The organism is Acetobacter lambici, from assembly GCF_011516885.1.
GTDB classification, from domain to species: Bacteria; Pseudomonadota; Alphaproteobacteria; order Acetobacterales; family Acetobacteraceae; genus Acetobacter; species Acetobacter lambici.
Map to the genome: position 1 here is coordinate 55,707 of NZ_WOTD01000009.1, position 22,317 is coordinate 78,023.

The following is a 22,317-nucleotide window of genomic DNA, read 5'->3' on the forward strand; positions in this document are numbered from 1 at the left end:
TGATCTGGCGGAAACTCTGCTGCGCTGGCGGCGGCGTTGCTCCGCTCTGCTGCCACGTCCATCATATAGTTGCATAACCATGAGAGGACGATTCTGTATGAATACCACCCCAGGTACACCGGACGCGCTTTTGTGGAAGCTGGCGCACCTTGCCGCAGGTGTTGAAAACAAGGCCTGCGAAGATATAGCAATTTCCCTTGATCTGCAGGAAATTGCACAGCTTTTGCAGGATATTAAAAACGCACTGCCTGCGGATAACGAGTGGTCTCTCTACCTTACACCCGCCATTATCTGGTCCACGGTGTGGAGCCTGTACCAGAACTCGCTGGAACTGGGGGGGTACCAGAACAGGGATGCCATGGTGCAACTTGTCCGTGATGCGGTCGAAAGCCTGAAAAATGCCTTTCAGGCAAATTCCAAGGCAGCCGGTGTGCGGAGCATTGGCATGACAGCCGCTCTGGAACGCGGGGCACTCAGCGCAGACTGATGCAGGCATGGCGGGGGGCTATTGCCGCCTTAAGGGCAGGCAGAGCCAACCGCTGGGCGCACAGGCTGTAAACCTGAGAGGTCAGGATTTACAAAAAATTCAAATTTTGAATGGAAATAACAACAGAACAAGGCGGTTGGTGGAGCTGAGGGGAATCGAACCCCTGACCTCCTCATTGCGAACGAGGCGCTCTCCCATCTGAGCTACAGCCCCGCCTGTTTTGTTAGCGAGTGGTTTACAGGGCTTACGATTTTTCTGTCAAGCTGTATTGTAAGGCGTATAACCAAGGGTGGTATGCCTTCGGGCTGGTCGTAAGGAGCTGGTTTTTTATCGTGTTTGTGTTTTCGCTTTTCATGGTGCTGACGCGGATACTGGAGATTTATTGCTGGATTCTCCTTATATCCTGTATTTTCGTCAATCTGTATGCGTTTGGCATACTCGATAGCCGTAACCAGCTGGTCTGGAAGATTGGCATGTTCCTGGAGCGCCTGACCGAGCCTGTTCTGGCTCCGGTCCGGCGCGTGCTGCCAACACCCGGTGGGGTGGACTTCAGCCCCATGGTGGTGCTGCTGGGTATTCAGTACGTTATTCAGCCCTTGCTGGCTGATGTGTTCCGCGCCCTGATCCTGCATTAGTCAGTCAGGGCACAAAAAAACCGCCAGACCTTACGGGCTGGCGGTTTTTTTTAACGGATAAACCCGTAAAGGCTCAGTGATGAGCGTCGGGGGTGCCGTCTTTTTCAATGTGGGTCAGCGTGTAGCTGCTCATAATGATAACCGGAACCAGGAATGCCACAACCGCAATGCCCAGAGCCGCGGTGTTGCCACCCAGCAGGTAAGCGATCAGGTCAAGACCCAGAAGTGTTACGCACAGATAAATGCCCATTCCAAAAACCCTTTTGTAGCCTGTAAGGCAGGAGCTGCTGGAGTTCTGGCGCGGAATGCCTACTGTGCAGAACCTGCCGGATTCATTCACAAATCTGACAGCGTCACACTACTCCTTTGGTTTTGAGGGTCAACAGCTATCTGCTGCATGGCATTGTGGCATTTTCGAGGAGTGTGCGGCCCGCTGGTGGACTAGGGCTGAGCGGGTGCCGCAGAGGGTGCAGGCGTTGAGGGGGGTACTGGCTGATCTTGCGGTACGCCTGCGTGCGTGTTCTGTGGGGAGCGGGAAAACCCCGTAATATCAGGCGCATGGAAGGCGGAAACCGGGCCAAAAATCGTGCCCGATACCGGATGCGCCGAAGGGACGGGGGTGTTCAGGCACCCTTTGACAATGGTTGAGCACACCCCGTCGCTGCCGATCATCTGGTCGTTGTCCCCGCTGTAATGCATGTCTGTCACCCTGCCATCCACCAGCCGGATGGTGGCGACACAACTGGTGCCCGCGCCGCCAAGGGTTGTCTGGGTCAGGTTGACCAGAGTTTGCAGGGGGATCAACGTCGAATCGTTAGTGGAGGGAATGTTGGTGCCACGGGTGTACTGGTAAACCCGCACATGCTCGTTAATGATCTGCGTTCTGTCCGGCACACCCACGCAGGCCAGCAGATCCTCGTTGGTCATGCCTAGCACGGCCAGTTGCCCCTTATGCGCAATGCGGGAGGAATAATAGCCACACCCGCCCAGTGCCAGAAGCGCACCAAGGGTCAGGCTGGGCATAAGGCGGAGGGGCAGGGCAAAATGGCGTGGAGCAGGGGAGGCAGACATATCCCTTAGTGTCTGGTTTTGGCGGGGGTCATGTCAATATACAGAATGGCAAGCCATGGCAGGGGCCACAAAAAGGGCAAAGGTGCGTGCCATAGTAGCGCCAGCGCGCCCAGCATGGCCCCACCGGCAAATCCGATCCATGAGAGCGCTGGCAGAATAATAGCCCCCGCAGGTTGGGCACCAGCCTTGCAGGCTCCGCACCGCAGGGCCACGGCGCTGGCCAGAGCGGATGCACATTTGAGCATGTTGCTGGTGATCACCACGGTCTGGATGGCATTGCCGGAAAAACGGGCAATGCTCTCGCCCTGAATGGCCATAAGGGCGGGGAGCAACACAAGCTCGGCCAGCCGCGCATGGCTTCCAAACTGTGCGGCCTGCACAACCAGCAGCAAAAGCACCATAAGCCCAATGCCATTGGCCGCCCCCCACCACAGGCGCGCAAGGCTTGCCAGAAAACCCGTGCCAAAAAAAATGGCAAGCACGCAGGCAAGCAGCACCGCATAGTGCCAGTCTGCATGAGCCAGTGCTGCGGAATGATGCGTGGTGTTGCCAGTCATGGCGGAGGCAAACAGCCCCCCCAGATGGGCAAAGCTGAGTGCATCTATGTGCCCGGCCAGTATGCCAAGCACCAGAATACGGCGGGCGGATACGGGTATGGGGGTGGGGTGTCTGGCATGGTGTGGGGGTATTGTTAGCTCAGGTGCGGGGCGTGTGCATACTGTGCCATTGCGCAAAACCGTGTAAACCGCGCAGGCATGGGGGGAGCCATGCCCCACGACCGTGCTTGGGGCCGTAGCGGTGGCGTTTGGGCACCTTGGAAAAAAACGGGCCTTTAAAAACCATAATGCTGCCACCAGATACAGGCATGATCAAAACAGGCCCGGAAAGGTCGGGCTGGTCGGGAATGGAAAAGAGAAAGCGTATGAGACACCACCGCGTGATAACACTGGGGCTGGCGGGCCTGATGGCCGCAACAGTGGGCGCAACCGTTGTGCAGGCCGAACCGGGTGGGTGCCTTAAATACGGTGCCGCGGGGGCCGTTGGTGGGCATCTGGCCAACCATGCTGTTCTGGGTGCTACGGCGGGGTGTGTAACAGGCATGTACCGCAGGCACGAATACCGCAAGGAAGCCAGAAACAAGGCCAAACTATACGATCTGGAACATCCCGGCGCAAAAGGCACATACGAGCAGAAAGCCACGGCCTACGACGTGGAACACTCCACAAGCCCCGGTAGCACAACGCCCACCACCACGCCCCAGCCCGGAGCCACCCAGCCGCAGCCGCCAGCCAGCCAGCAGGGGGAGGAACGCCTGTAACAGGCACACAGTTCTTCTGGTGTTATGGAGGCGTCACGGCTTTGCCTGTGGCGCCTTTTTTGTATGCTGCTTAACAGCCAGATCTTGTGGCATGCACTCAGGCAGGCCCGTGCCAGATGTTCGGGGTGGCGGGTGTTTATACCCCTTGCGAGGGGGAGGCAGGGGGCTGCTCTCCCCCGCAGGACAGTGCGCGCACGGTGTCCAGCACAAATCCGGTGACATAGAGCATAATGCGCTCGAATTCTTCCTGCACATCCTCAAAGGTCAAAAGCTGGTAGCGGAGGAGGCTATGCATGATATGCGCGTGGCAGTCCATGTCCGGGGTTGTGTCCAGCCATTCCGTTTCGTTCAGGCGTCGGGCGTTGGCCTGACAGATGCTCAGCAGCACAATTTCCAACGCAATATGCCCCCCCATGACCCGGCCAAGGGGCAGCGTCGGGCTGTAAATGGTGGGGATCAGTGTTTCGGCGTTATAGGTCTCTTTGCATTGTTCGTAATTAATTGAGTAATATAAGTATTCCGCAAACGTAATTTTTGTATAAATGCCAGTATCGCGCGCGGTGGCCTTGAGGAAGTTTTTGTAAAGGCAGGCGCTTACCTCAAACGGGACTGTGCCGTTCAGGTCTGCAAAGCGTTTTGCCACACTCAGAATGCTGGAAACCCGCAATTGTGCGCCCTTGAGCGCACGCAGGGTTATGGCCAGAAGCTCGTCGTGGTTAATGCTATGGACAACTGTGCGGAATTTTTGGCTCTGTTCGTGGGTTAAGTCCACAAACTTATCGTAAAATCTGGCTTTGGTGAGGATAAAAGGCCCGGAAAGCTGAGTGTTGGGCATGGTGGTACTTTAGGGAAAAGGGAATGAAACAGGTAGGGTTTTAAAAACATGGGGTATCATGGCGTGCTTCGGAATCCTTTTGAGCAGGCTATGCTTAAAATACACTCATGCTTTTTTGCACAAAAATGGTAAATTTACAGTTAAAAATAGACTTTGGCGGCGTTATAAAATCTTTTTTTAAAAGAGCGAGGGAAAACGCCCCCGTCTCGTTGTGTGGTTTTCCGCCATGTTTGTGCGAAATTTATGCATGGCAGGGGTGGTGCCCCCGCCACACAGGCACCACGGCGCGCCAGTGTTAAAAAGTCTGTCGCAGTCGCATGGTTTTTCCATCCTGCGTATGCAGCACAAGGGTTCCGTCCTCCATTGTCCATGACTGCACACTGTGCAACAGGGCCAGAAAAAGGGTGGAAACCTGACCATGCGCGCCCGGACAGGCCATGAGAGTACTGATCCCGGCCTGCGGGGCTGTGCTCACCTTGCCATCATGCCCAAACACAAGCCCGCCAGCATAACGGTTGCACCCATCCGAACCGGAGACCTTGCCCGTGTCGTTAATGTCCAGCGTGGGGGTGAACATATCTGCTGCCGGGTCGGGGTTTTCGTCGGTTGCGCTGTCATGCGCATCGGGCAGAACGTTGCCGTTACGCAGAGTGTGGCCATCAAGCTGCGTGGCAACCCAGCGCGTGGCGTTCAGGCGTGTGGGGGGGACAAGGTTGCCCCCGCAGCCATTGAGTGTCTGCTCCTTGGTGGTAATGCTCACGGTTTGTGTAAACATCTGCCCGCTCATGCTGTCCTGGCAGGGGGTGGGGGTAATGGCCACGGCAAGGTCGGGGGCCTCGTAATGGCGCGTGTCCCCGCGTGTGTAGGCACGGGTTATCAGGCGGGTCAGGCGCGGGCCGTCGGGTGTGCTCAGGGCCAGCGTGCCAGACGCCATGCTGAAGTTCCAGAATGGCTCGTTCCCGCGGGCCTCATACACGCTACTGTCAGTCCCGGTCGTGGCAATGGGCTGGGTTTGCGCAGCACACGCCCCCACAAGAGCCAGTGCGCCCGGAGCCAGAAAAGAACGAATACGCGGCCAAGCCATGGCGTGGTTCCTCATGTTATTGCCAATTGTCAGCAGTATGGCCGTTTGGCGTGCGGGCACAACGGCTTTCTGGCCTTTTGCCCGGTGGGGAGCAAAAGGGAGGCAGCCTGAATGGCTTGTTCCGCAAGGTGTGGGGGGATTAAAAGCAGGGCATGATTATTCAGGGTTACAATTATTTTTGCGACATGCCGGAGGATGCACAGTACCTGCGCAGCCCCCAGCCGGATGAACGGTTTATTGAAGAGAACATGGTGTTCATTCTGCCAGACCGGCTGCGCAAGTTCCGCAGGCACCTGTGGCATGTGCGGCGTAACCCCGGCCCTGTGCATGTTTATGTGCCGCTGTTTAGGGTCAATACGGTCATGGCGTCCGAACCGCTGCCTGCCGGGTTTGGCGCGGCACAGGACGTGTATCCATTTTACACCCACACCACGCACCGGCGTGGCCGGGCGCTGGATTATTATGTGGTGTTCATTTTTAAGGACAAGGATTCCTACGTCCGTTGCCAAACGCTGCTCCAGCCCCCCGCGCAGGGTTAACCCCCACGCGTAAGGCCTGCCAGCACCTAGGGTTTACCGCCTGAGGCTGGTGGCTGGGTAATAGGTGCGGGAAAGCGGAATTTGGCCAGCCGGGCCTCTTCCATGGGCAGGGGCGCGTTAGTGGCGGAGGTTGCGCCATTGTGGTGCAGTATGAACGCCACAAGAGCTGCTGTGTCCTGCGGGGGCAGTGTGCCGGGCGCCATAAGGGGCATGGCGTGGGCAATATACCCGGCCAGCCGGTCAAGCGGGGTGTTGGCCCAGCGTGCGGTAAAATACGTGCTCAGGTCGGGCACATCATGCCCGCCGTCAAGGTCCGCGCCGTGGCACATGGCGCACGCTCCGGCGTAGATCTGCGCGCCATGTGCCACCTGCTCGGCTGAGAACGAAACAGGCTGGGCAGCGCCCGCCCGCCCGCCTGTATGGCCGGTGGAGTATGACTGCGCCCATGCGCCGCCGGTCTGGGGCAGGCATGCCATTACGCAGGCAAGAGCGGTTGCGCGAAGGGGAAAGGAAAAAGACATCATGTTCCCTTATCCATTGCGTGGCTGAAAGCGGGTAAAAAGGTCCTCAATAATACCTATGGCCTTTTCTGCTTCCGCGCGGTCGGGATGTTCAAAGCTGTTGCCCACGCCGTCCATCTCGCCCAGTCCGTACATGTCGTAGCCCTGGATCATCACCCCATCGGATTTGGAGATCATGGCGGCCCCTTTGTATTCCAGCGCGTAAGGTGCATCGGGCTGGGGCGGGAGCCAGCTTGTCTGCCCCCGGATGGGAATAAGGGATTTGTCGTTCCACCAGTCGCGCGCGGCGTAGCCGGGGCAGTTGATCACCACGCGTTCGGGCAGATCCGCCAGATCAGCCGGGCTATGGAATTCGCGGATAACAATACGCCCGCCCGCCTGATGGAACTCCTCCAGCAGCAGGTGGCCATACGCCCCAAAATTATAGATCATGAGCGGCGTGCGCCGGGCATAGCCTACGGGGAACGGGTTGTCCGCCCCGGCCAGCAGTTCGGGGGCGGGAATAATGTCGCTTATCCGGCTGGCGTATTCGGCAAATTCCGCACTGCTTTGTGGGGCTCCGGTGGTGGCAAAATTGCCCTTGGCCGGGTCCGTGGGGGTAGGGGCGTGGTCTGCCGCATCTGGTGGGGTGTCGGACAGGGTGTAGTTGTCGCGGAAGTCGATCGGGTTACCCGGCAGGCCCAGATAGTCACGGTAGGTCTGCCAGGAGTAACGGGCCATCTGCTCCCATGTTTTGGCAAATTCGGGGCCTGCCTGCTGGGTCAGGGCTATGCGCGAATCCGGGGTCCAGCTGCCGTTGGCCCGCACGGAGCGGGTGTGGGGGAGCAGGTCGCGGGTGTAAATGGTCACGTCCAGCCCCGCGCGCAGGGCGGTCAGGGCGGAGGTCAGGCCAATAATGCCGCAACCAATAACGGCCACCCTGCGCTCTAGCGTTGCCGCGGCATGCCCGACCGCAATGTGGGCCGCCCCCCATGAGAGCGACCACCCACTGCCACCATGGCCGTAATTATGCACCACGGTTTTGCCCGCCACACGCTCCACATCCATACGTGGGCCTGCGGGGCGGAAAGGCCGCAGGCAGACCTTTATGTCCATGATCTGGTCCGCATGGGCGCGAATGGGCACAAGGTGGGGAATGGTCCCGTGCAGGGCTGTGCGACCAAGGGCGGCGGAGGCCTCGGGTGTTGCGGCCCAGCCGCGGCGGCGGGTTGCCCCTGCTATTCCGGCTGCCAGAGAGGCCGCAAACAGGTCTCTACGTTTCAATCTGCGTATTCCTAATCGTGTTTCAACTGGCGGAGGGAACCCTTAGCATAAGAGGGTTTGCCGTGCGTGCGCTACCCCTATGGGCAAAACGGTTCTGTTGGGGGGCAGGGGGCTGGCGGTCCGGCGCGGTTTAGCGGGTCTGCTGGCCAAGCAGATGGGCCGCCGCCGCTGCAATTGCCGCCTGTGCGGAGGAAAAAATTGTACCGGAATCGGAAAGAATAGTTGCGATCATCAGATTAACAGGCAGGCCAAAGTCTTCCACCACCATCTGGTGTTCATCCACCAGCGTTGCGCGGTTATCCAGCATAAGCGTGCTCATGCTGCCCCCGCAGGCCAGCACGCGCTCGGGGTAGGCGGCCATGGGGGCGGCTGTGTGGGCGTAGCCAAAAACCGGCAGGCCGAGTGCGTGGGCATACCCTATTTCAAACGCCGTTCCGTCATCCACATTGGGACCACGGAAGGGCGAAAGATCGGCAATAACGGCATGGCTCTGGCGGATCAGCCCCATATTGGCGTTGGCAATGGCGCGGGCAAGGGCGGGTGGGCTTGCATGGGCCTGCGGGTCCAGTTCCGCATCCAGCGGGTACAGGCCGCGTAGCCCCATACGGGCGCAGGCGGCGACCAGTTGCGCTCCTTGCGCGCGTGCATCCTGCGCGAACACGCCCGGCCCCGCCAGATAAACGGCGGGTTCTGCTGTGGTGGGCTGCTGTGGCCGGGAGCCTGCCTGACGGTCTGGCATTGCGTGGGGTCCTGCTTGGGTGGTCGGGTGAGTATGGTTGTCAGATTTTGTGCGTGCTGTCAGGCACAAAGGCATATGGGACAGCCCCGGTGCCGGGGGCTCTCGCAGCCCGGCAATGGGGGCGTGCTTTTTTTGTTTATGGGGGCTGGCGCAAAAGCGCGGTATCCTGTGCGCACAGACTGGCCATACCAGAGCGGGAGCCACCCAGAACATGCTGCATAGTTTTCAGTCCACCCGGGGGATGGTCACATCCCCGCACCATCTGGCCAGCCAGAGTGGTCTGGCCATTCTTAAAAAAGGCGGCACGGCGCTGGAGGCGGTCACCGCCATGGCGGCCACACTATGCGCGGTTTATCCGCACATGACCGGTATGGGGGGGGATGCGTTCTGGCTGATCTCCTACCCCGATGGCCGGACCGAGGTGCTGGAGGCCTGTGGCGCGGCTGCCCTGCACGGGAGCGTGGCGGATTACGCCGCTGCGGGCCATACCAGCGTGCCTTGGCGCGGGGGTATGGCTGCCAACACCATGGCGGGCACGGTTTCTGGCTGGCAGACGGCCTTGGCGCGCAGTGCGGCACTCCAGCCCACCTTGCCGTTGGAAGCCGTGTTGGAAGATGCAATCTGGTACGCCAGAAATGGCTATGCGCTCACCCTGAGCGAAGCCTCCCTTCTGGCTGAAAAACAGGCCGAGCTCTTGGGTAATGCCGCATTTGCAGCGGCCTATGCGCCAGATGGACGCCTGCCCCATGCAGGGGATATTCGCAAAAATCCGGCACTGGCCGACACCTTGCAAAGTCTGGCGCGCAACGGGCTGGAGAGTTTTTATACAGGGACCGTCGGGCACAAATTGCTAGACGACCTGACCCGCGCAGGCAGCCCCCTGCGCGCGCGCGACTTTACCCACCACAGTGTTGCCACCCCCACGCCCCTGCATGCTCGCGTGGCTGGGGCTCAGGTATATAACGCGCCTCCGCCCACGCAGGGGGTGGCGTCGCTTGCCATTCTCAAACTGTTTGAAAAACTCAACGTGCAGGAGGTGGACGGCTTTGCCTATGTGCATGCGCTGGTGGAGGCTACAAAGCATGCCTTCCTCTTCCGCAATGCCCATGTGGGCGACCCGCGTTGGATGAGCGAAGACGCCCAGACCTTTTTGGATGATAATGCCCGCTTTAACGCCATGGCTGCCCAGATTGACCCCCGCCGCGCCATGCCGTGGCCAGCACCCGCGCAAATGGGGGATACAACATGGATGGGGGCTGTGGATTCCAACGGTGTTGCGGTCAGCATGATCCAGAGCCTGTATTTTGAATTCGGGTCCGGTGTGTTTCTGCCCCAGACCGGGCTGCTGTGGCAGAACCGTGGGGCGTCCTTCCAACTGGAGGAAGGGGCGTGGAACGCCTTTGTGCCCGGCCGCAAGCCTTTCCATACCCTCAACCCCGCCTTGGCCCGGTTTGAGGATGGACGGGTCATGGTTTACGGCACCATGGGGGGCGAGGGCCAGCCGCAAACGCAGGCCGCCCTGTTTACGCGCTACGCCATGTTTGGTGTGCCCCTACAGCAGGCCGTTACCGCGCCGCGCTGGCTGCTGGGGCGCACATGGGGCAGCAACAGCCACTCGCTTAAAATAGAAAGCCGGTTTGATGCGGGGGTCATTGCCCGGCTGGAGCAGGCGGGCCACGAGGTGGAGCGTGTGGCTCCCTTTACCAGCATGATGGGCCATGCCGGAGCGGTGGTGCGCCACGCGAGCGGTCTGTTTGAAGGGGCGGCCGACCCGCGGAGCGATGGGTGTGTTGGCGCGTACTAGCCTGCATCCACCCTTGTATGCACCAGTTTGCCATTGACCCATGTGGCGCGTATGGCCCGGTCATCGCCCAGTACCATCAGGGTAAACAGGCGTTCGGCCAGACTGGTGCAGCGCGCGCTGCGCTGGGCCATAAGGGGTGTGGCGGTGGGGTCCATTACGCACAGATCGGCCTCCATGCCCGGTGCAATCAGGCCGATCCGGTCATGCAGGTCCAGCGCGCGGGCTGCCCCTGCCGTTGCCAGCCATAGCGCCTGTGCTGCTGAAAGCCGTTTATCCCCCGCCATGAGCGAGACCTTGTAAGCCTCCCCCATTGTAGCAAGCAGGGAGAGCGATGTGCCCGCTCCAACATCCGTCCCCAGTGCTACGTGCACGGGTCGGCTGGGTTTAAGGGCGTCAAACAGGCGGAACGCGCCACTGCCTAAAAACAGGTTGGACGTGGGGCAGTGCGCCAGTGTGCAGCCGGAGTGGTGGCAATGGGCAAAGTCATGCTCGCTCATGTGGATGGCATGGCCAAATATGGCGCGTGGGCCGTCCAGCCCCGCTTTTGCATACACATCCAGATACGACGTATTGTTGGGGAACAGGCTGCGCACGGCGGCTATTTCGTCCAGATTTTCGGCCAGATGGGTCTGCATGTACAGACCCGGCGTGCTCTGGAACAACGTGCCCGCCAGTTCCAGTTGTTCGGGTGTGCTGGTTATGGCAAAGCGCGGGGTTACGGCATAAAGCTGGCGGTCCCTGCCATGCCAGCGCGCGATCAGGGCGGCGGACTGGTCATGCCCGCTTTGGGCTGTGTCCTGTAGGTTGGGCGGGCAGTTGCGGTCCATGAGCACCTTGCCCGCGATCATGCGGGTGCCAAGGCGTGCCGATTCTTCAAAAAACGCATCGACCGACTGGGGGTGTACCGTGCAGTACACCGCAGCCGTGGTGGTGCCATTGCGCAGGAGTTCGGACAAAAACAGCTTTGCGGTCCGCCGGGCTACGTCCGGGTTGGCAAATTCCGCCTCGGTGGGAAAAATATACTGCTCCAGCCACGGCAGAAGCTGCTCCCCCCACGAGGCAATGGCCGAAATCTGGGGGTAATGCACATGGGCATCTATAAATCCCGCGCTAATCAGGCCGTCGGGGTAGTGGGTCAGGGGGGTGTCGTTCCCCAACAACTCGCGCAGGGAGGCATAGGGGCCGCAATGGGTAATGCGCCCGTGCTCCATAATGATCAGTCCGTCCTCCTCCAGCACCAGCGCGTCCTGCGCGGGGGCGACAAAGGGGTTGGCGCAAAAAGTCACAAAGCTGCCTCTTATGGCGCGGCGGTCGGGGGTGTTGGGCATGGGCTGGTTGCTTTCGGGCCGTTAGAACTGTTCGGCAAAAAAGTTTTCAATTTCGGTGATAATAAATCGCGCTGCGGTGGAAAGCTGGCGTGAGCGGTCCACGCATAGCGCCAGTGTGAGCGGGGGCAGCTTGCGGTTGGTAATGGGGGTAAAGGCCAGTTGGCCTTTCTGTACCTCGTCATACGCATCAAGGTAGCTCAGAATTCCCACCCCCGCACCTTCGAGCACCATGGATTTGATCATCTGAATATTGTCCGCCTTGGCCACGGTGGCCACCTTGACCCCCGTTTCGGCTTCCAGCACACCAATGGGCCGCCACAGGGCCAGTGGGGGGGCGGGTACGATCATGGGGTATTCGGCAGCAAGGCTGAACCGTGCCTCGTCCAGCCCCGCGATCTCGTGCGAGGGAAGGCAGACAAAGCCCAGCGGAATTTCCTTGTGGGTGCGTACTGTTAATTCGCGCATGTGGCCGGGGTTGAACATGAGCGCGAAGTCCGCATGGCCCTTAACCAGCAGTTCCCCCATATCGTGGCTTTTGCGCACGTGTATGCTCACCATAATACCGGGGTGCGTCTGGCGCAGCTTGCCCAGAAGAGTGGGCAGGAACCCCTTGGTCAGGGCGTCGGGGATTAAAATATCCGTCGATCCCTGGCGCAGGCCCTTAAGGTTATCAAGCTGGGTCTGTAGCGCGTTCAGGTCGCGCGACCAGCGGCGGCAGGAGGTCAGGAGCAGTTCCCCCGCCGTGGTCAGGCGCAGGCCAGATGGCAGGCGCTCGAACAACTGGGTGCCCAGAATTTTTTCGCCCTGCAACACCTGCCGGTCTATGGCGGATGCGGCAATATGCAACTCGTCCGAGGCTTTGCGGATGGAGCCATGCTGCGCCACGGCCATGAAATAACGGAGAAAGCGGGAAAAAACGGGCATCAGCTTTTGCTCTCTTTTTGCGAACGCACCATGCTGAATTAAGTCATATACAAGAACGATACGTGTGTGAAACAGTAAGTCTGATTTTATTTGGCGCGATCAGGAACCACGCAGGATTCCCGATCTGCATAATGTGGACTGATAAATGGGTATGGAACAGCTAAACAAACGCGTCCGGGACGATCTTGCCAAAATCGAGTTTGCCTCGGGTAACTGGTGCGTTCCTCACCAGCACAACGGTCAGGATGTGCTGGACGTTGCCATTATTGGCGGCGGGCAGGGCGGGCTTGCCACATGCTTTGGGCTGCGGCGGCGCGGTGTGACCAACACCTGTATTTTTGATATGGCTCCACAGGGGGCGGAAGGGCCGTGGGTTACCTTTGCGCGCATGATCACCCTGCGCACGCCCAAACATGTTACCGGGCCGGACCTTGGTATTCCCAGCCTGACCCCGCAGTCCTGGTTTGAGGCAAAATACGGCGAGCAGGCGTGGCGTGACCTAGATAAAATTTCCCGCCATGACTGGCAGGATTATCTGAACTGGCTGCGTGATGTGCTGGACCTGCCCGTTCGCAACGAACAGCGCCTGACCGACATTGCGTGGGAAGACGGGCTGCTTAAGCTGACCTTCACTGCTGCTGCTGGTGGGGCGGCGCATGTTGTGTGGGCGCGGCGCGTGGTGCTGGCGACCGGTATTGAAGGGGGCGGGGCATGGCATGTTCCCGACTTTATCAAGGAAGGTCTGCCCAAAAGCCGGTATGCCCATACCTGCGAACAGATCGATTTTGAATCCCTGCGTGGCAAGCGCATTGGTGTGCTGGGGGCAGGAGCCTCGGCATTTGATAACGCGGCAACCGTGCTCGAACACGGTGCCGCCAGCGTGGACCTGTGCCTGCGCCGTAAGCAGATACCCACGGTCAACCCGTACCGCTGGATGGAAAACGCAGGCTTCCTCAGCTATCTGGCCGACCTGCCAGACCTGCTGCGCTGGCGCTTTATGTACAAGATTTACGACCTGAACCAGCCGCCCCCGCAGGACACGTTCTGGCGTTGCCGCAAGCACCCTAATTTTGCCTACCACCCCGGCACCCCATGGACCGCCGTGCGGGAGGAAAACGGTGCCGTGGTCGTGACCACCCCCAAGGGTGAGATGGAGTTTGACTTCCTGATCATTGGCACGGGCTTTATTATCGACCTGACCAAGCGGCCCGAACTTGCGCGCATTTCCAGCCGCATTGCCCTGTGGAAAGACCGGTTTGAGGCCCCCGCGGATGAGCAGAGCGCGCTGCTGGGGAGCCACCCGTACCTGAGCAACGCATTCCAGTTCCAGCCGCTCGAAGCTGGGGACCCGCTCTCCCCCATGATGCAGTGCATCTACAACTTTACCTTCTCGGCCATGCCCAGCATGGGGCTTGCGGGTGCTACCATCAGCGGTATGCGCTTTGGGGTGGAAAAGCTGACCAACTGCATAGGCCGCAGCCTGTTTGTGGAGGACGGGGCACTGCACCTGCAAAGCCTGCTGGACTATAATGTGGACGAACTGACCAGCTTTGATCCGCCCGAGCCGGCCTGAGAAAAAACAAGCGTAAAACGGGACAAAAATGAACCAGACATACCCGCGTGACATGATCGGTTATGGCGCCACCCCGCCAGATGCACAGTGGCCCGGTGGCGCACGCATTGCCGTGCAGTTTGTTATTAACTACGAGGAGGGCGCGGAAAACTGCGTGCTCCACAATGATCGCGGGTCCGAGGCCTTTTTGTCCGAAATGGTGGGCACCAGTTCCATAGTGGGTGCGCGCTGCATGCAGATGGAAAGTCTGTATGAATATGGTAGTCGTGCCGGGTTCTGGCGGCTTTACCGCCTGTTTGCAAAAGCAGGTGTGCCGGTTACGGTTTTTGGGGTTGCCATGGCTCTGGCCCGCAACCCCGCAGCGGTTGTCGCCATGAATGGAGCGGGGTGGAAAATTGCAACCCACGGCCTGCGCTGGATAGATTACCAGAACGTGCCAGAGGATGTGGAGCGCGCCCATATGCGCGAGGCCATTGCCCTGCACACGCAGGTAACGGGCGCGCCTCCTTTGGGGTGGTATCAGGGCCGCACCAGCCCCAACACCGCCCGGTTGGTGGTGGAGGAAGGCGGGTTTTTATACGACGCGGATTCCTACGCCGACGACCTGCCCTATTACGACCAGCGTTACGGCAAATCCCAACTGATTGTGCCTTACACGCTGGATGTGAATGACATGAAGTTTGCTGCCCTGAACGGTTTTACCGAGGGTGAGCAGTTCTTCCATTACCTGCGTGATACGTTTGACATGCTCTACCGTGAGGGCGGGCGTATGATGTCCATTGGTCTGCATTGCCGTCTGGCGGGCAAGCCCGCGCGCGCACTGGCCGTTGCCCGCTTTTTGGAGCATGTGGCCGCCCATGCCGATGCGTGGGTCGCTACCCGGGCCGATATTGCCCGGCACTGGCTTAAGGTGCACCCGGCATGACCACGTCTGGCACGCTCACTCTGGCGCAGGTTAACGCCATGCCCGATGCCGCCTTTGTGGAGGCATTTGGCAGTGTTTACGAGCATTCCCCCTGGGTTGCGGCTATTGCTGCGAAGAGCCGCCCTTTTGCCGATCTTGGCGGCATGTGCGGGGCTTTTTCCGCCGCTATGCGTGGTGCTCAGCAGGCCGAGCAGTATGCCCTTGTGCGCGCCCACCCCGAACTGGGGCACCGCCTTGGGGTGGACCCGGGATTGACCAAAGCCTCCGCACAGGAGCAGGGCGGGGCGGGTCTGGACCGGTTAACGCCTGAGGAATACACGCATTTTCGCGCACTGAATGATGCGTACACGCAAAAATTCGGCATGCCGTTTGTTATTTGCGTGCGCAAGGTGGGCGGGCATGCCAAACAGGTTATTGCTCAGGCAATGGAGCGGCGGCTTGCCAGCACGCCCGAGGCCGAACTGGCCGAGGCCCTGCACCAGATTGACGCAATAGCCGCATTACGTCTGCACGATAAGGTGGTGGCATGAGCTCTCTTTCAACCCACGTTCTCAACACGGTTTCCGGTCGTCCGGCGGTGGGGGTGGCGTTGCGCCTGAGTGGGGCTGCGGGCGTTCTGTTCGAGGGGCAGACCGATGCGGATGGCCGCTGCCCGGAGCTGAAGGCGCTGGAGCTGGAAGCAGGCGCATACTGCCTTGAGTTTGAGGTGGCCGCGTATTTCCGCCAGCAGGGTACACCGCTGGCCGAGCCACCTTTTTTGAATATTGTGCCAATCTGTTTTGGTCTTGGCGGCAGCGGGCACGCGCATGTGCCCCTGCTGGTCGCCCCATACGCGTACTCGACCTACAGGGGGAGTTGAACCATGCAACCAGCCAGCAAAACACCACAGGCCGTTCACCCCGTGGACCAGATGCTCCCGGCATGGAAGCTCGGGTTCTATGGGCTGCAACATGTGCTCACATTCTATGCAGCCGCCGTTATTGTGCCTGTTCTGCTGGCAGGTGCCATGGGCCTGCCCCGCGCAGCCCTTGAACATCTGATCGAGGCTGACCTGTTTACCTGCGGCATTGCCTCCTTCATCCAGTCCGCGGGGCTTGGGCGTTACATCGGGGTCAAGCTGCCGCTGTTGCAGGGGGTCACCTTTGTGGCCGTAACCCCCATGATTGCCATTGGCGTGGCCGCTGGCGGGGGCGTGCAGGGGCTGCCCCAGATTTTTGGCGCGGTCATTGCGGGGGGGATTTTTACCTTTCTGGCCGCTCCGTGGTTTGGCAGGCTGGTCAAGTTCTTCCCTCCCGTTGTTACGGGCTCGGTCATTCTGGTTATCGGGCTGGCCCTGTTGCCGGTTGCTGCGAACGATATTGTTAACGGGCAGGGCACGGGGGTTATGCAGAACCCGGTGAACATGCGCAACGTGGCGTATGGGCTGGGCACGCTGGTGTCCATCCTGTTCATCCAGCGTATGTTCAAGGGGTTTGTGGCCAGTATTGCCGTGCTGTTCGGGCTGGTGGTTGGCACGCTGACCGCGTGGTTTTTGGGGGATGCCAGCTTTAGCGGTGTGCTTTCCGCCCCGTGGGTTACGGTTGCGCAGCCTTTTTACTTTGGTATGCCCACCTTCCATGTGGTGCCTGTGTTGTCCATGCTGGTGGTCATGATCATTACCATGCTGGAAACCACGGGTGACGTGTTTGCCACAGGCTCCATTGTTAAAAAGGATATTACCTCGGCTGATATTACGCGGGCCATCCGCGCGGATGGTCTGGCAACCATTATTGGCGGGGTGCTCAACTCCTTCCCCTACACCTGCATTGCCGAGAACGTGGGTCTTGTCCGGCTTACGCGTGTGACCAGCCGCTGGGTTGTGGTGGCGGCGGCGTTTATTATGATGGGGCTTGGCTGCCTGCCCAAGCTTGCCGCCATTATTGCCAGTGTGCCTTTGCCGGTGCTGGGTGGTGCCGCGCTGGCCATGTTTGCCGCCGTGGCCGTGGTGGGGATTCAGACCCTTGTCAAAGTGGATTTTGATAATCTGAACAACACGGTTATTGTGGGCACCAGCATCGGGCTGAGCATGCTGGCTACCGCCCAGCCGCATATTGCCGATCACTTTCCCGCATGGATGCAGGTTATTTTTGGCAGTGGCATTACGCTGGGCGCATTGTCGGCCATTGTGCTGCATCTGGTGTTCAACTTTGGCAATCTGTGCTCCACGGAACAGACCGTGGAGCAGGATGCGGTCATACTGGAAACCCCGGTCTGGAACGTGGTTGGCACGCAGGACAAACCACAGGCCACCAGTGGCCAGATCGGCCATGTCCAAACCGACTGACCAGCAGTATTTTGCAAACATCGTGCCTGATACGCATAAAAACATAAGACGGGAGGGCACAATGCGCCAGCACATCAGCTTTTATGTGGGGGATACACTCCACACCCTGTCCAATTTGCCACCAGAGATGACCCTGCTGGACTGGCTGCGTGACCAGCAAAACCGCGCAGGCACCAAGGAAGGCTGTAACGAGGGCGATTGCGGAGCCTGCACCGTGCTGGTCGGGCGGCTGGAGCAGGGGGCTCTGGTGTGGCGCGCGGTCAATGCCTGCATCCACATGGTATGGATGCTTGATGGCGCGCAGCTTTTAACCGTGGAGGACGTGCGCGGGGCCGATGGTCAGTTGCACCCGGTGCAGCAGGCCATGGTGGACGAACATGGTTCGCAATGCGGTTTCTGCACGCCCGGTTTTGTCATGTCCATGGTGGCGCTGTCCACGCGGGCGGATCTGGCGGAGCTTGAAGGCACACTGGATGGCGAACGCATTATAAACGAGGCACTGGCAGGCAACCTGTGCCGTTGCACGGGCTATGCCCCCATTGTGCGTGCCATGAAAAAAGCCGCAGCCTACTGTGCCGAACATGGCGAACCCATAAGCGCGCGTACGCCAGAACTGACCGCGCGCCTGCGTGGCCTGCAAGACGGCAAAACGGTGGAACTGCGCAGCCCCGAAGGGCGCGTAACGCTCCCCGCCAGTGTGGACGCGCTGGCCAGCGCTTACGCGCAGGACCCGGCGGCTGTTCTGGTGGCGGGTGGTACGGATGTGGGGCTGTGGGTTACCAAAAGGTTGCGCCAACTCCCCCACATTATTGCCGTGCGCACGGCACAGGATCTGCATAAGGTCCATACCCGCCCCGATGGCGCATTGTGGATCGGCGCTGGTGTAACCTACACCGAGGCCATGCCGCATCTGGTCGCCCATCTGCCCGCTGCTGCGGATACGTTGCGGCGCATTGGCTCTACACAGGTGCGTAACGCGGCAACGGTCTGCGGCAATATTGGCAATGCCTCGCCCATTGGTGATGGTCCGCCCATTTTTATGGCAGCAGGTGCCCAGTTGCACCTGCGCTGCGGGCCAGAGCACCGGGTTGTACCGCTGGAAGCGTTTTTTCTGGAATATGGCAAGCAGGACATCCGCCCAGGGGAGTTCATAGAAGGCGTGCTTATTCCCCCTCTGGCTCAGGGCAGTGTGTGCGGGGTGTATAAGGTTTCCAAACGCTTTGATCAGGATATTTCCGCCGTGCTGGGGGCGTTTGTGCTGCTTCTGGCCGAGGATGGCACCATAGAGCAGGCCCGTCTGGCTTATGGCGGCATGGCGGGCATACCGTGCCGCGCCAAAAAGGCGGAGGCCGCACTGGTGGGGCAAGCACGTACACAGGCCACACTGCTTGCGGCTCAAGCCGCCATAAAGGAGGATTTTACGCCTCTGTCGGATATGCGCGCCAGTGCATGGTACCGCGCAACGGTAGCTGCCAACCTGCTGGCCCGTCTGTTTGATACTGGGGCCACAGGCAACCCGTCCAACTCCCAAACATTAGAGAACTGGCAGGAGGTGGCGCATGGTTGACCCACAAAAAACGGTAGCACAACAAGCCCAAGCCCAAGCCCAAGCCCAAGCCCAAGCCCAAGCCCAAGCCCAGCCGGGTGCCGTGCCCCCACATGGCCCCACACTTGTGGCGGGGGGGGCGTCCTCCTCCTTGCGGCATGAAAGTGCCCATCTGCACGTAGCGGGCGAGGCCCGGTACGTGGATGACGTGCCACTCCCCCCCAATGCCGTGCATGTGGCCCTTGGCCTGAGCAGCCGTGCCCATGCCCGCATTCTCAGTATGGATCTGGGGGCTGTTCAGGCTTACCCCGGCGTTGTGTGTGTGCTTACGGCGCATGACATTGCACATCATAACCAGATCAGCTCCGTGGGTGCGGGGGATGAACCCCTGCTGGCCGAAGACCATGTGTTTTTTTGCGGCCAGCCCCTGTTTGCCGTGGTGGCCCAGACCCGCCACGCCGCCCGCCATGCAGCCGTTCTGGCAAAGGTGGAATATGCGGACCTGCCAGCGGTCCTGAACATAGAGCAGGCCCGTGCGCAGGGCAGTGCTCTGGTTTGTCGCTCGCTGGAAATGACACGCGGTAACGCCGTGCAGGCGCTGGCCAGCGCCCCCCGCAGGCTTGCGGGCCAGCTTGCCATTGGCGGGCAGGAGCATTTTTATCTGGAAGGGCAAGCCGCCCTTGCATGGCCGGGCGAGGACGGGGAGATGCGCGTCTGTTCCTCCACCCAGCACCCGACCGAAACCCAGCATATGGTGGCCCATGTGCTGGGCTGCCCCAACAACCTTGTGACCGTGGAAGTGCGGCGCATGGGCGGTGGTTTTGGCGGGAAGGAAACTCAGGCCAACATTGTGGCCTGCCTTGCAGCCCTTGCCGCCGCCCGCACAGGTCGCCCCGCCAAGCTCCGCCTTGACCGTGATGACGACATGATGATCACCGGCAAGCGCCATGATTTTGTAATTGATTATGACGTGGGTTTTGACGAGCAGGGCCATGTTCTGGGGGTGGATATGGAGCTGGCCGCGCGGTGTGGCTGGTCAGCGGACCTGTCCGGCCCGGTCACTGACCGCGCCCTGTTCCATGCCGATAACGCCTATTACTACCCCGATGTGCGCCTGCGTTCCATGCCGCTGCGCACCAACACGCAGTCCAACACCGCGTTCCGTGGGTTTGGCGGCCCGCAGGGGGCAGCCGCAGCCGAACGGGTGATGGATGAAATTGCCTTTGTCACCGGGCTGGACCCGCTGGATGTGCGCCTGCGCAATGTGTATGGCATCACCGAGCGCAACATAACCCCGTACCATATGACTGTGGAGGATTCCATTGCCGGGGAGGTCATGACCCAACTGGCGCAGGAGTGTGATTACAGAAAACGCCGCGCACAGATCAGGGAATTTAACAAGACAAGCCCGCACATGCGGCGCGGTATTGCGTTAACCCCGGTCAAGTTCGGTATTTCCTTTACGGCCACGCATTTCAATCAGGCCGGAGCGTTGGTGCATGTGTACACTGATGGCTCGGTGCAGGTGAACCACGGCGGCACGGAAATGGGGCAGGGCCTGCACACCAAAATGGTGCAGATTGCCATGCGCGAATTCGGGTTGCCGCAGGATCGGGTGCGTATTACCGCCACGACCACAGGCAAAGTCCCCAACACGTCTGCCACGGCGGCCTCCAGCGGTGCGGACCTGAACGGCATGGCCGTGCTGGCTGCGGTGCGTACCATCAAGGACCGGTTGATCACCTTTGCCGCGACCAAATGGCAGGTGCTGCCCGAACAGGTGCGGTTTACAGCCGAGGGCGTTGGTGTGGGGGACACGCTGGTGCCTTTTGCAACGCTGGTCAATGCGGCCTATATGGCGCGTATCTCCCTGTCCTCCACAGGGTTTTACAAAACACCCAAAATCTCGTGGGATGCTGCGACCGGGCGTGGTCGGCCATTTTATTACTTTGCCTATGGTGCTGCCTGTGCGGAGGTTGTGGTGGACCTGCTGACGGGTGAAAACCGCATGGAGCGGGTGGATATTCTGCACGATGCCGGGCTCTCCCTTAACCCCGATATTGATATTGGGCAGATAGAGGGCGGGTTTGTGCAGGGTGCGGGCTGGCTGACCATGGAGGAACTGTTCTGGGATCCATCGGGCCGTTTGCGCACCCATGCGCCCAGCACCTACAAAATTCCCGCCTGCTCCGACCGGCCGCGCATTTTTAATGTCAAACTCATGGAAAACCTGCCCAACAGGGAGGAGACCATCTTCCGCTCCAAGGCGGTGGGTGAGCCCCCCTTTGTGCATGGTCTGGCCGTATTGCACGCTATTTCCGATGCGCTGGCCAGCGTGGATGATTACCGTACCTACCCGGGGCTGAACGCTCCGGCAACGCCCGAACAGATTTTGCGCGTGGCCGAGCGCCTGCGCTCAAAAGGTGGAGTAGGTCATGCGCAGGTACACACCTAACATTCTGCTTCGCCAGTGGCGGCAGGCCCCCCAGCCCCTTGTGGTGGCACGCGTAACGCTAACCCGTGGTTCCACCCCGCGTGAGGAAGGGGCTTTTATGCTGGTAGGGCACACTGTTGTTGCGGGCACGGTTGGCGGTGGCGCTCTGGAACTGGCATGTGAGCAGCATGCCCGCGCCATGCTCCACTCGGGCGAGGCCCTGCGCGAGCAACAGATTGTGCTGGGGGGCACAAACGTAAGCCAGTGCTGCGGTGGCCGTGTGGCCGTGCGGCTGGAGGTGCTGACCCCCCCCTTATGTGCCCAGCTTGAGCAGCAGCTTGCACAGCAGGCCGCCGAGCGCCCAAGCCTGTTCCTGTTCGGGGCGGGGCATGTGGGGCGGGCGCTGGCCTATGCACTGGCCCCCCTGCCGTTGCGGCTGGTCTGGGTGGACCCGCGCGCGCATGAATTTGGTAATGTGCCAGATGGGGTGGAAGCCTGCGTGACCTCCGCGTGGGAGGATGTGCTGGCAACAGCCCCGCCGGGCGCTGGTGTGCTGGTGCTGACCCCATCGCACACGCTTGATGCGCTTATTGTGGAGGCCGCACTCCAGCATCCCGGTCTGGCCTATGTGGGGCTTATAGGCTCACGCACAAAACGTTTGCGGTTTGAAAAGTCTTTGTTGGAAATAGGGGTTCTGTCAGAACAACTGGCCGCTTTGGTTTGCCCCATAGGCGATCGGGGCGTGCGTGATAAACGGCCAGAGATCATAGCCGCACTGGTGGCGGCCGAGGTGGTGGAAAAACTGCTCCACCCCGCGCAGCAGGAGCAGGGTTTTGCTACCCCCAGCCTTGGTGCCAGTGCCTGATGTATTCCTTGGCGCGCGTAACGCCTGCTGAGGGATATGTTGGGTGGACTGGTTGTCGGTAAAGCCTGATTAAACCCCACAAATAATGCAGCAATAAAGCCAA

General features: G+C 60.1%; 23 protein-coding genes and 1 tRNA gene. 13 read left to right on the forward strand and 11 right to left on the reverse strand.

Going from position 1 to position 22,317, the window contains the following annotated elements; genetic code table 11:
- The first annotated feature begins 97 nt into the window (after positions 1-97).
- On the forward strand, positions 98-487 hold the full coding sequence (locus GOB86_RS06580) for a hypothetical protein (protein ID WP_165991567.1): 390 nt from the start codon (positions 98-100) through the stop codon (positions 485-487).
- A gap of 137 nt (positions 488-624) precedes the next feature.
- On the opposite strand, the gene GOB86_RS06585 is transcribed toward GOB86_RS06580, so the two are convergent.
- Positions 625-700 (reverse strand) — tRNA-Ala (locus GOB86_RS06585).
- Between the two features lie 119 nt (positions 701-819).
- On the opposite strand from GOB86_RS06585, the gene GOB86_RS06590 reads away from it, so the two are divergent.
- Positions 820-1,122, forward strand: a complete 303-nt coding sequence (locus GOB86_RS06590; protein ID WP_242401051.1) for a YggT family protein — start codon at positions 820-822, stop codon at positions 1,120-1,122.
- A gap of 73 nt (positions 1,123-1,195) precedes the next feature.
- Here the strand turns inward: GOB86_RS06590 and GOB86_RS06595 are convergent, their stop codons facing one another.
- The 3 genes from GOB86_RS06595 to GOB86_RS06605 form a co-directional block, all read right to left on the reverse strand.
- On the reverse strand, positions 1,196-1,372 hold the full coding sequence (locus GOB86_RS06595) for a hypothetical protein (RefSeq protein WP_165991568.1): 177 nt from the start codon (positions 1,370-1,372) through the stop codon (positions 1,196-1,198).
- 191 nt (positions 1,373-1,563) lie between these two features.
- A complete protein-coding gene (locus tag GOB86_RS06600; protein WP_165991569.1) occupies positions 1,564-2,193 on the reverse strand; it encodes a hypothetical protein in 630 nt (209 codons plus the stop codon).
- 5 nt (positions 2,194-2,198) lie between these two features.
- Entirely contained in the window at positions 2,199-2,969 is a 771-nt protein-coding gene (locus GOB86_RS06605; RefSeq protein WP_253543763.1) for a YoaK family protein, read from the reverse strand.
- 146 nt (positions 2,970-3,115) lie between these two features.
- Here GOB86_RS06605 and GOB86_RS06610 point away from each other — a divergent pair, with 146 nt between their 5' ends.
- A complete protein-coding gene (locus GOB86_RS06610) occupies positions 3,116-3,511 on the forward strand; it encodes a hypothetical protein (protein WP_408737333.1) in 396 nt (131 codons plus the stop codon).
- A gap of 136 nt (positions 3,512-3,647) precedes the next feature.
- On the opposite strand, the gene GOB86_RS06615 is transcribed toward GOB86_RS06610, so the two are convergent.
- Together GOB86_RS06615 and GOB86_RS06620 are read right to left on the reverse strand one after the other, a co-directional pair.
- Positions 3,648-4,346 carry a hypothetical protein gene (locus tag GOB86_RS06615; protein WP_165991570.1) on the reverse strand — a complete coding sequence of 233 codons (699 nt, stop codon included), beginning with the start codon at positions 4,344-4,346 and terminating at the stop codon, positions 3,648-3,650.
- Positions 4,347-4,641: 295 nt separating this feature from the next.
- The gene (locus GOB86_RS06620; protein WP_242012533.1) at positions 4,642-5,430 is read right to left on the reverse strand and encodes an META domain-containing protein; all 789 of its coding nucleotides are present in this window, start codon (positions 5,428-5,430) and stop codon (positions 4,642-4,644) included.
- A gap of 152 nt (positions 5,431-5,582) precedes the next feature.
- Here GOB86_RS06620 and GOB86_RS06625 point away from each other — a divergent pair, with 152 nt between their 5' ends.
- On the forward strand, positions 5,583-5,969 hold the full coding sequence (locus tag GOB86_RS06625) for a hypothetical protein (protein WP_165991571.1): 387 nt from the start codon (positions 5,583-5,585) through the stop codon (positions 5,967-5,969).
- A 26-nt stretch (positions 5,970-5,995) separates the two neighbouring features.
- Here the strand turns inward: GOB86_RS06625 and GOB86_RS06630 are convergent, their stop codons facing one another.
- From GOB86_RS06630 to GOB86_RS06640, 3 genes are all read right to left on the reverse strand, one after another.
- The gene (locus GOB86_RS06630; protein WP_165991572.1) at positions 5,996-6,493 is read right to left on the reverse strand and encodes a c-type cytochrome; all 498 of its coding nucleotides are present in this window, start codon (positions 6,491-6,493) and stop codon (positions 5,996-5,998) included.
- 6 nt (positions 6,494-6,499) lie between these two features.
- Positions 6,500-7,753 carry an FAD-dependent oxidoreductase gene (locus GOB86_RS06635; RefSeq protein ID WP_165991573.1) on the reverse strand — a complete coding sequence of 418 codons (1,254 nt, stop codon included), beginning with the start codon at positions 7,751-7,753 and terminating at the stop codon, positions 6,500-6,502.
- A gap of 130 nt (positions 7,754-7,883) precedes the next feature.
- Positions 7,884-8,492, reverse strand: coding sequence for a nucleoside 2-deoxyribosyltransferase (locus GOB86_RS06640; protein WP_165991574.1), 609 nt, complete (start codon positions 8,490-8,492; stop codon positions 7,884-7,886).
- A 211-nt stretch (positions 8,493-8,703) separates the two neighbouring features.
- Between GOB86_RS06640 and GOB86_RS06645 the strand changes: the two genes are divergently transcribed.
- A complete protein-coding gene (locus GOB86_RS06645; protein WP_165991575.1) occupies positions 8,704-10,296 on the forward strand; it encodes a gamma-glutamyltransferase family protein in 1,593 nt (530 codons plus the stop codon).
- On the opposite strand, the gene guaD is transcribed toward GOB86_RS06645, so the two are convergent.
- Together guaD and GOB86_RS06655 are read right to left on the reverse strand one after the other, a co-directional pair.
- On the reverse strand, positions 10,293-11,624 hold the full coding sequence (gene guaD, locus GOB86_RS06650) for a guanine deaminase (RefSeq protein ID WP_165991576.1): 1,332 nt from the start codon (positions 11,622-11,624) through the stop codon (positions 10,293-10,295). The two genes, GOB86_RS06645 and guaD, sit on opposite strands and share 4 nt — an antisense overlap.
- 21 nt (positions 11,625-11,645) lie before the next feature.
- A complete protein-coding gene (locus tag GOB86_RS06655; RefSeq protein ID WP_165991577.1) occupies positions 11,646-12,548 on the reverse strand; it encodes a LysR family transcriptional regulator in 903 nt (300 codons plus the stop codon).
- Between the two features lie 151 nt (positions 12,549-12,699).
- Here GOB86_RS06655 and GOB86_RS06660 point away from each other — a divergent pair, with 151 nt between their 5' ends.
- The 8 genes from GOB86_RS06660 (at position 12,700) to xdhC (ending at position 22,214) form a co-directional block, all read left to right on the forward strand.
- Positions 12,700-14,121 carry an NAD(P)-binding domain-containing protein gene (locus GOB86_RS06660; RefSeq protein WP_165991578.1) on the forward strand — a complete coding sequence of 474 codons (1,422 nt, stop codon included), beginning with the start codon at positions 12,700-12,702 and terminating at the stop codon, positions 14,119-14,121.
- Between the two features lie 28 nt (positions 14,122-14,149).
- Positions 14,150-15,046: an allantoinase PuuE gene (puuE, locus tag GOB86_RS06665; protein WP_165991579.1), complete on the forward strand. Its 897-nt coding sequence runs from the start codon at positions 14,150-14,152 to the stop codon at positions 15,044-15,046.
- On the forward strand, positions 15,043-15,576 hold the full coding sequence (gene uraD / locus GOB86_RS06670) for a 2-oxo-4-hydroxy-4-carboxy-5-ureidoimidazoline decarboxylase (protein WP_165991580.1): 534 nt from the start codon (positions 15,043-15,045) through the stop codon (positions 15,574-15,576). The genes puuE and uraD overlap by 4 nt, the downstream gene beginning before the upstream one ends.
- Positions 15,573-15,905: a hydroxyisourate hydrolase gene (gene uraH, locus GOB86_RS06675; protein ID WP_165991581.1), complete on the forward strand. Its 333-nt coding sequence runs from the start codon at positions 15,573-15,575 to the stop codon at positions 15,903-15,905. Before uraD ends, uraH begins: the two co-directional genes overlap by 4 nt.
- Positions 15,906-15,908: 3 nt before the next feature.
- Positions 15,909-17,369: a nucleobase:cation symporter-2 family protein gene (locus GOB86_RS06680; RefSeq protein WP_165991582.1), complete on the forward strand. Its 1,461-nt coding sequence runs from the start codon at positions 15,909-15,911 to the stop codon at positions 17,367-17,369.
- Positions 17,370-17,430: 61 nt separating this feature from the next.
- On the forward strand, positions 17,431-18,936 hold the full coding sequence (xdhA, locus tag GOB86_RS06685) for a xanthine dehydrogenase small subunit (RefSeq protein WP_165991605.1): 1,506 nt from the start codon (positions 17,431-17,433) through the stop codon (positions 18,934-18,936).
- Entirely contained in the window at positions 18,929-21,370 is a 2,442-nt protein-coding gene (xdhB, locus tag GOB86_RS06690; protein WP_165991583.1) for a xanthine dehydrogenase molybdopterin binding subunit, read from the forward strand. The genes xdhA and xdhB overlap by 8 nt, the downstream gene beginning before the upstream one ends.
- Complete coding sequence (gene xdhC / locus GOB86_RS06695) at positions 21,351-22,214, forward strand: xanthine dehydrogenase accessory protein XdhC (RefSeq protein WP_165991584.1); 864 nt, start codon at positions 21,351-21,353, stop codon at positions 22,212-22,214. The genes xdhB and xdhC overlap by 20 nt, the downstream gene beginning before the upstream one ends.
- Positions 22,215-22,317 lie beyond the last annotated feature (103 nt).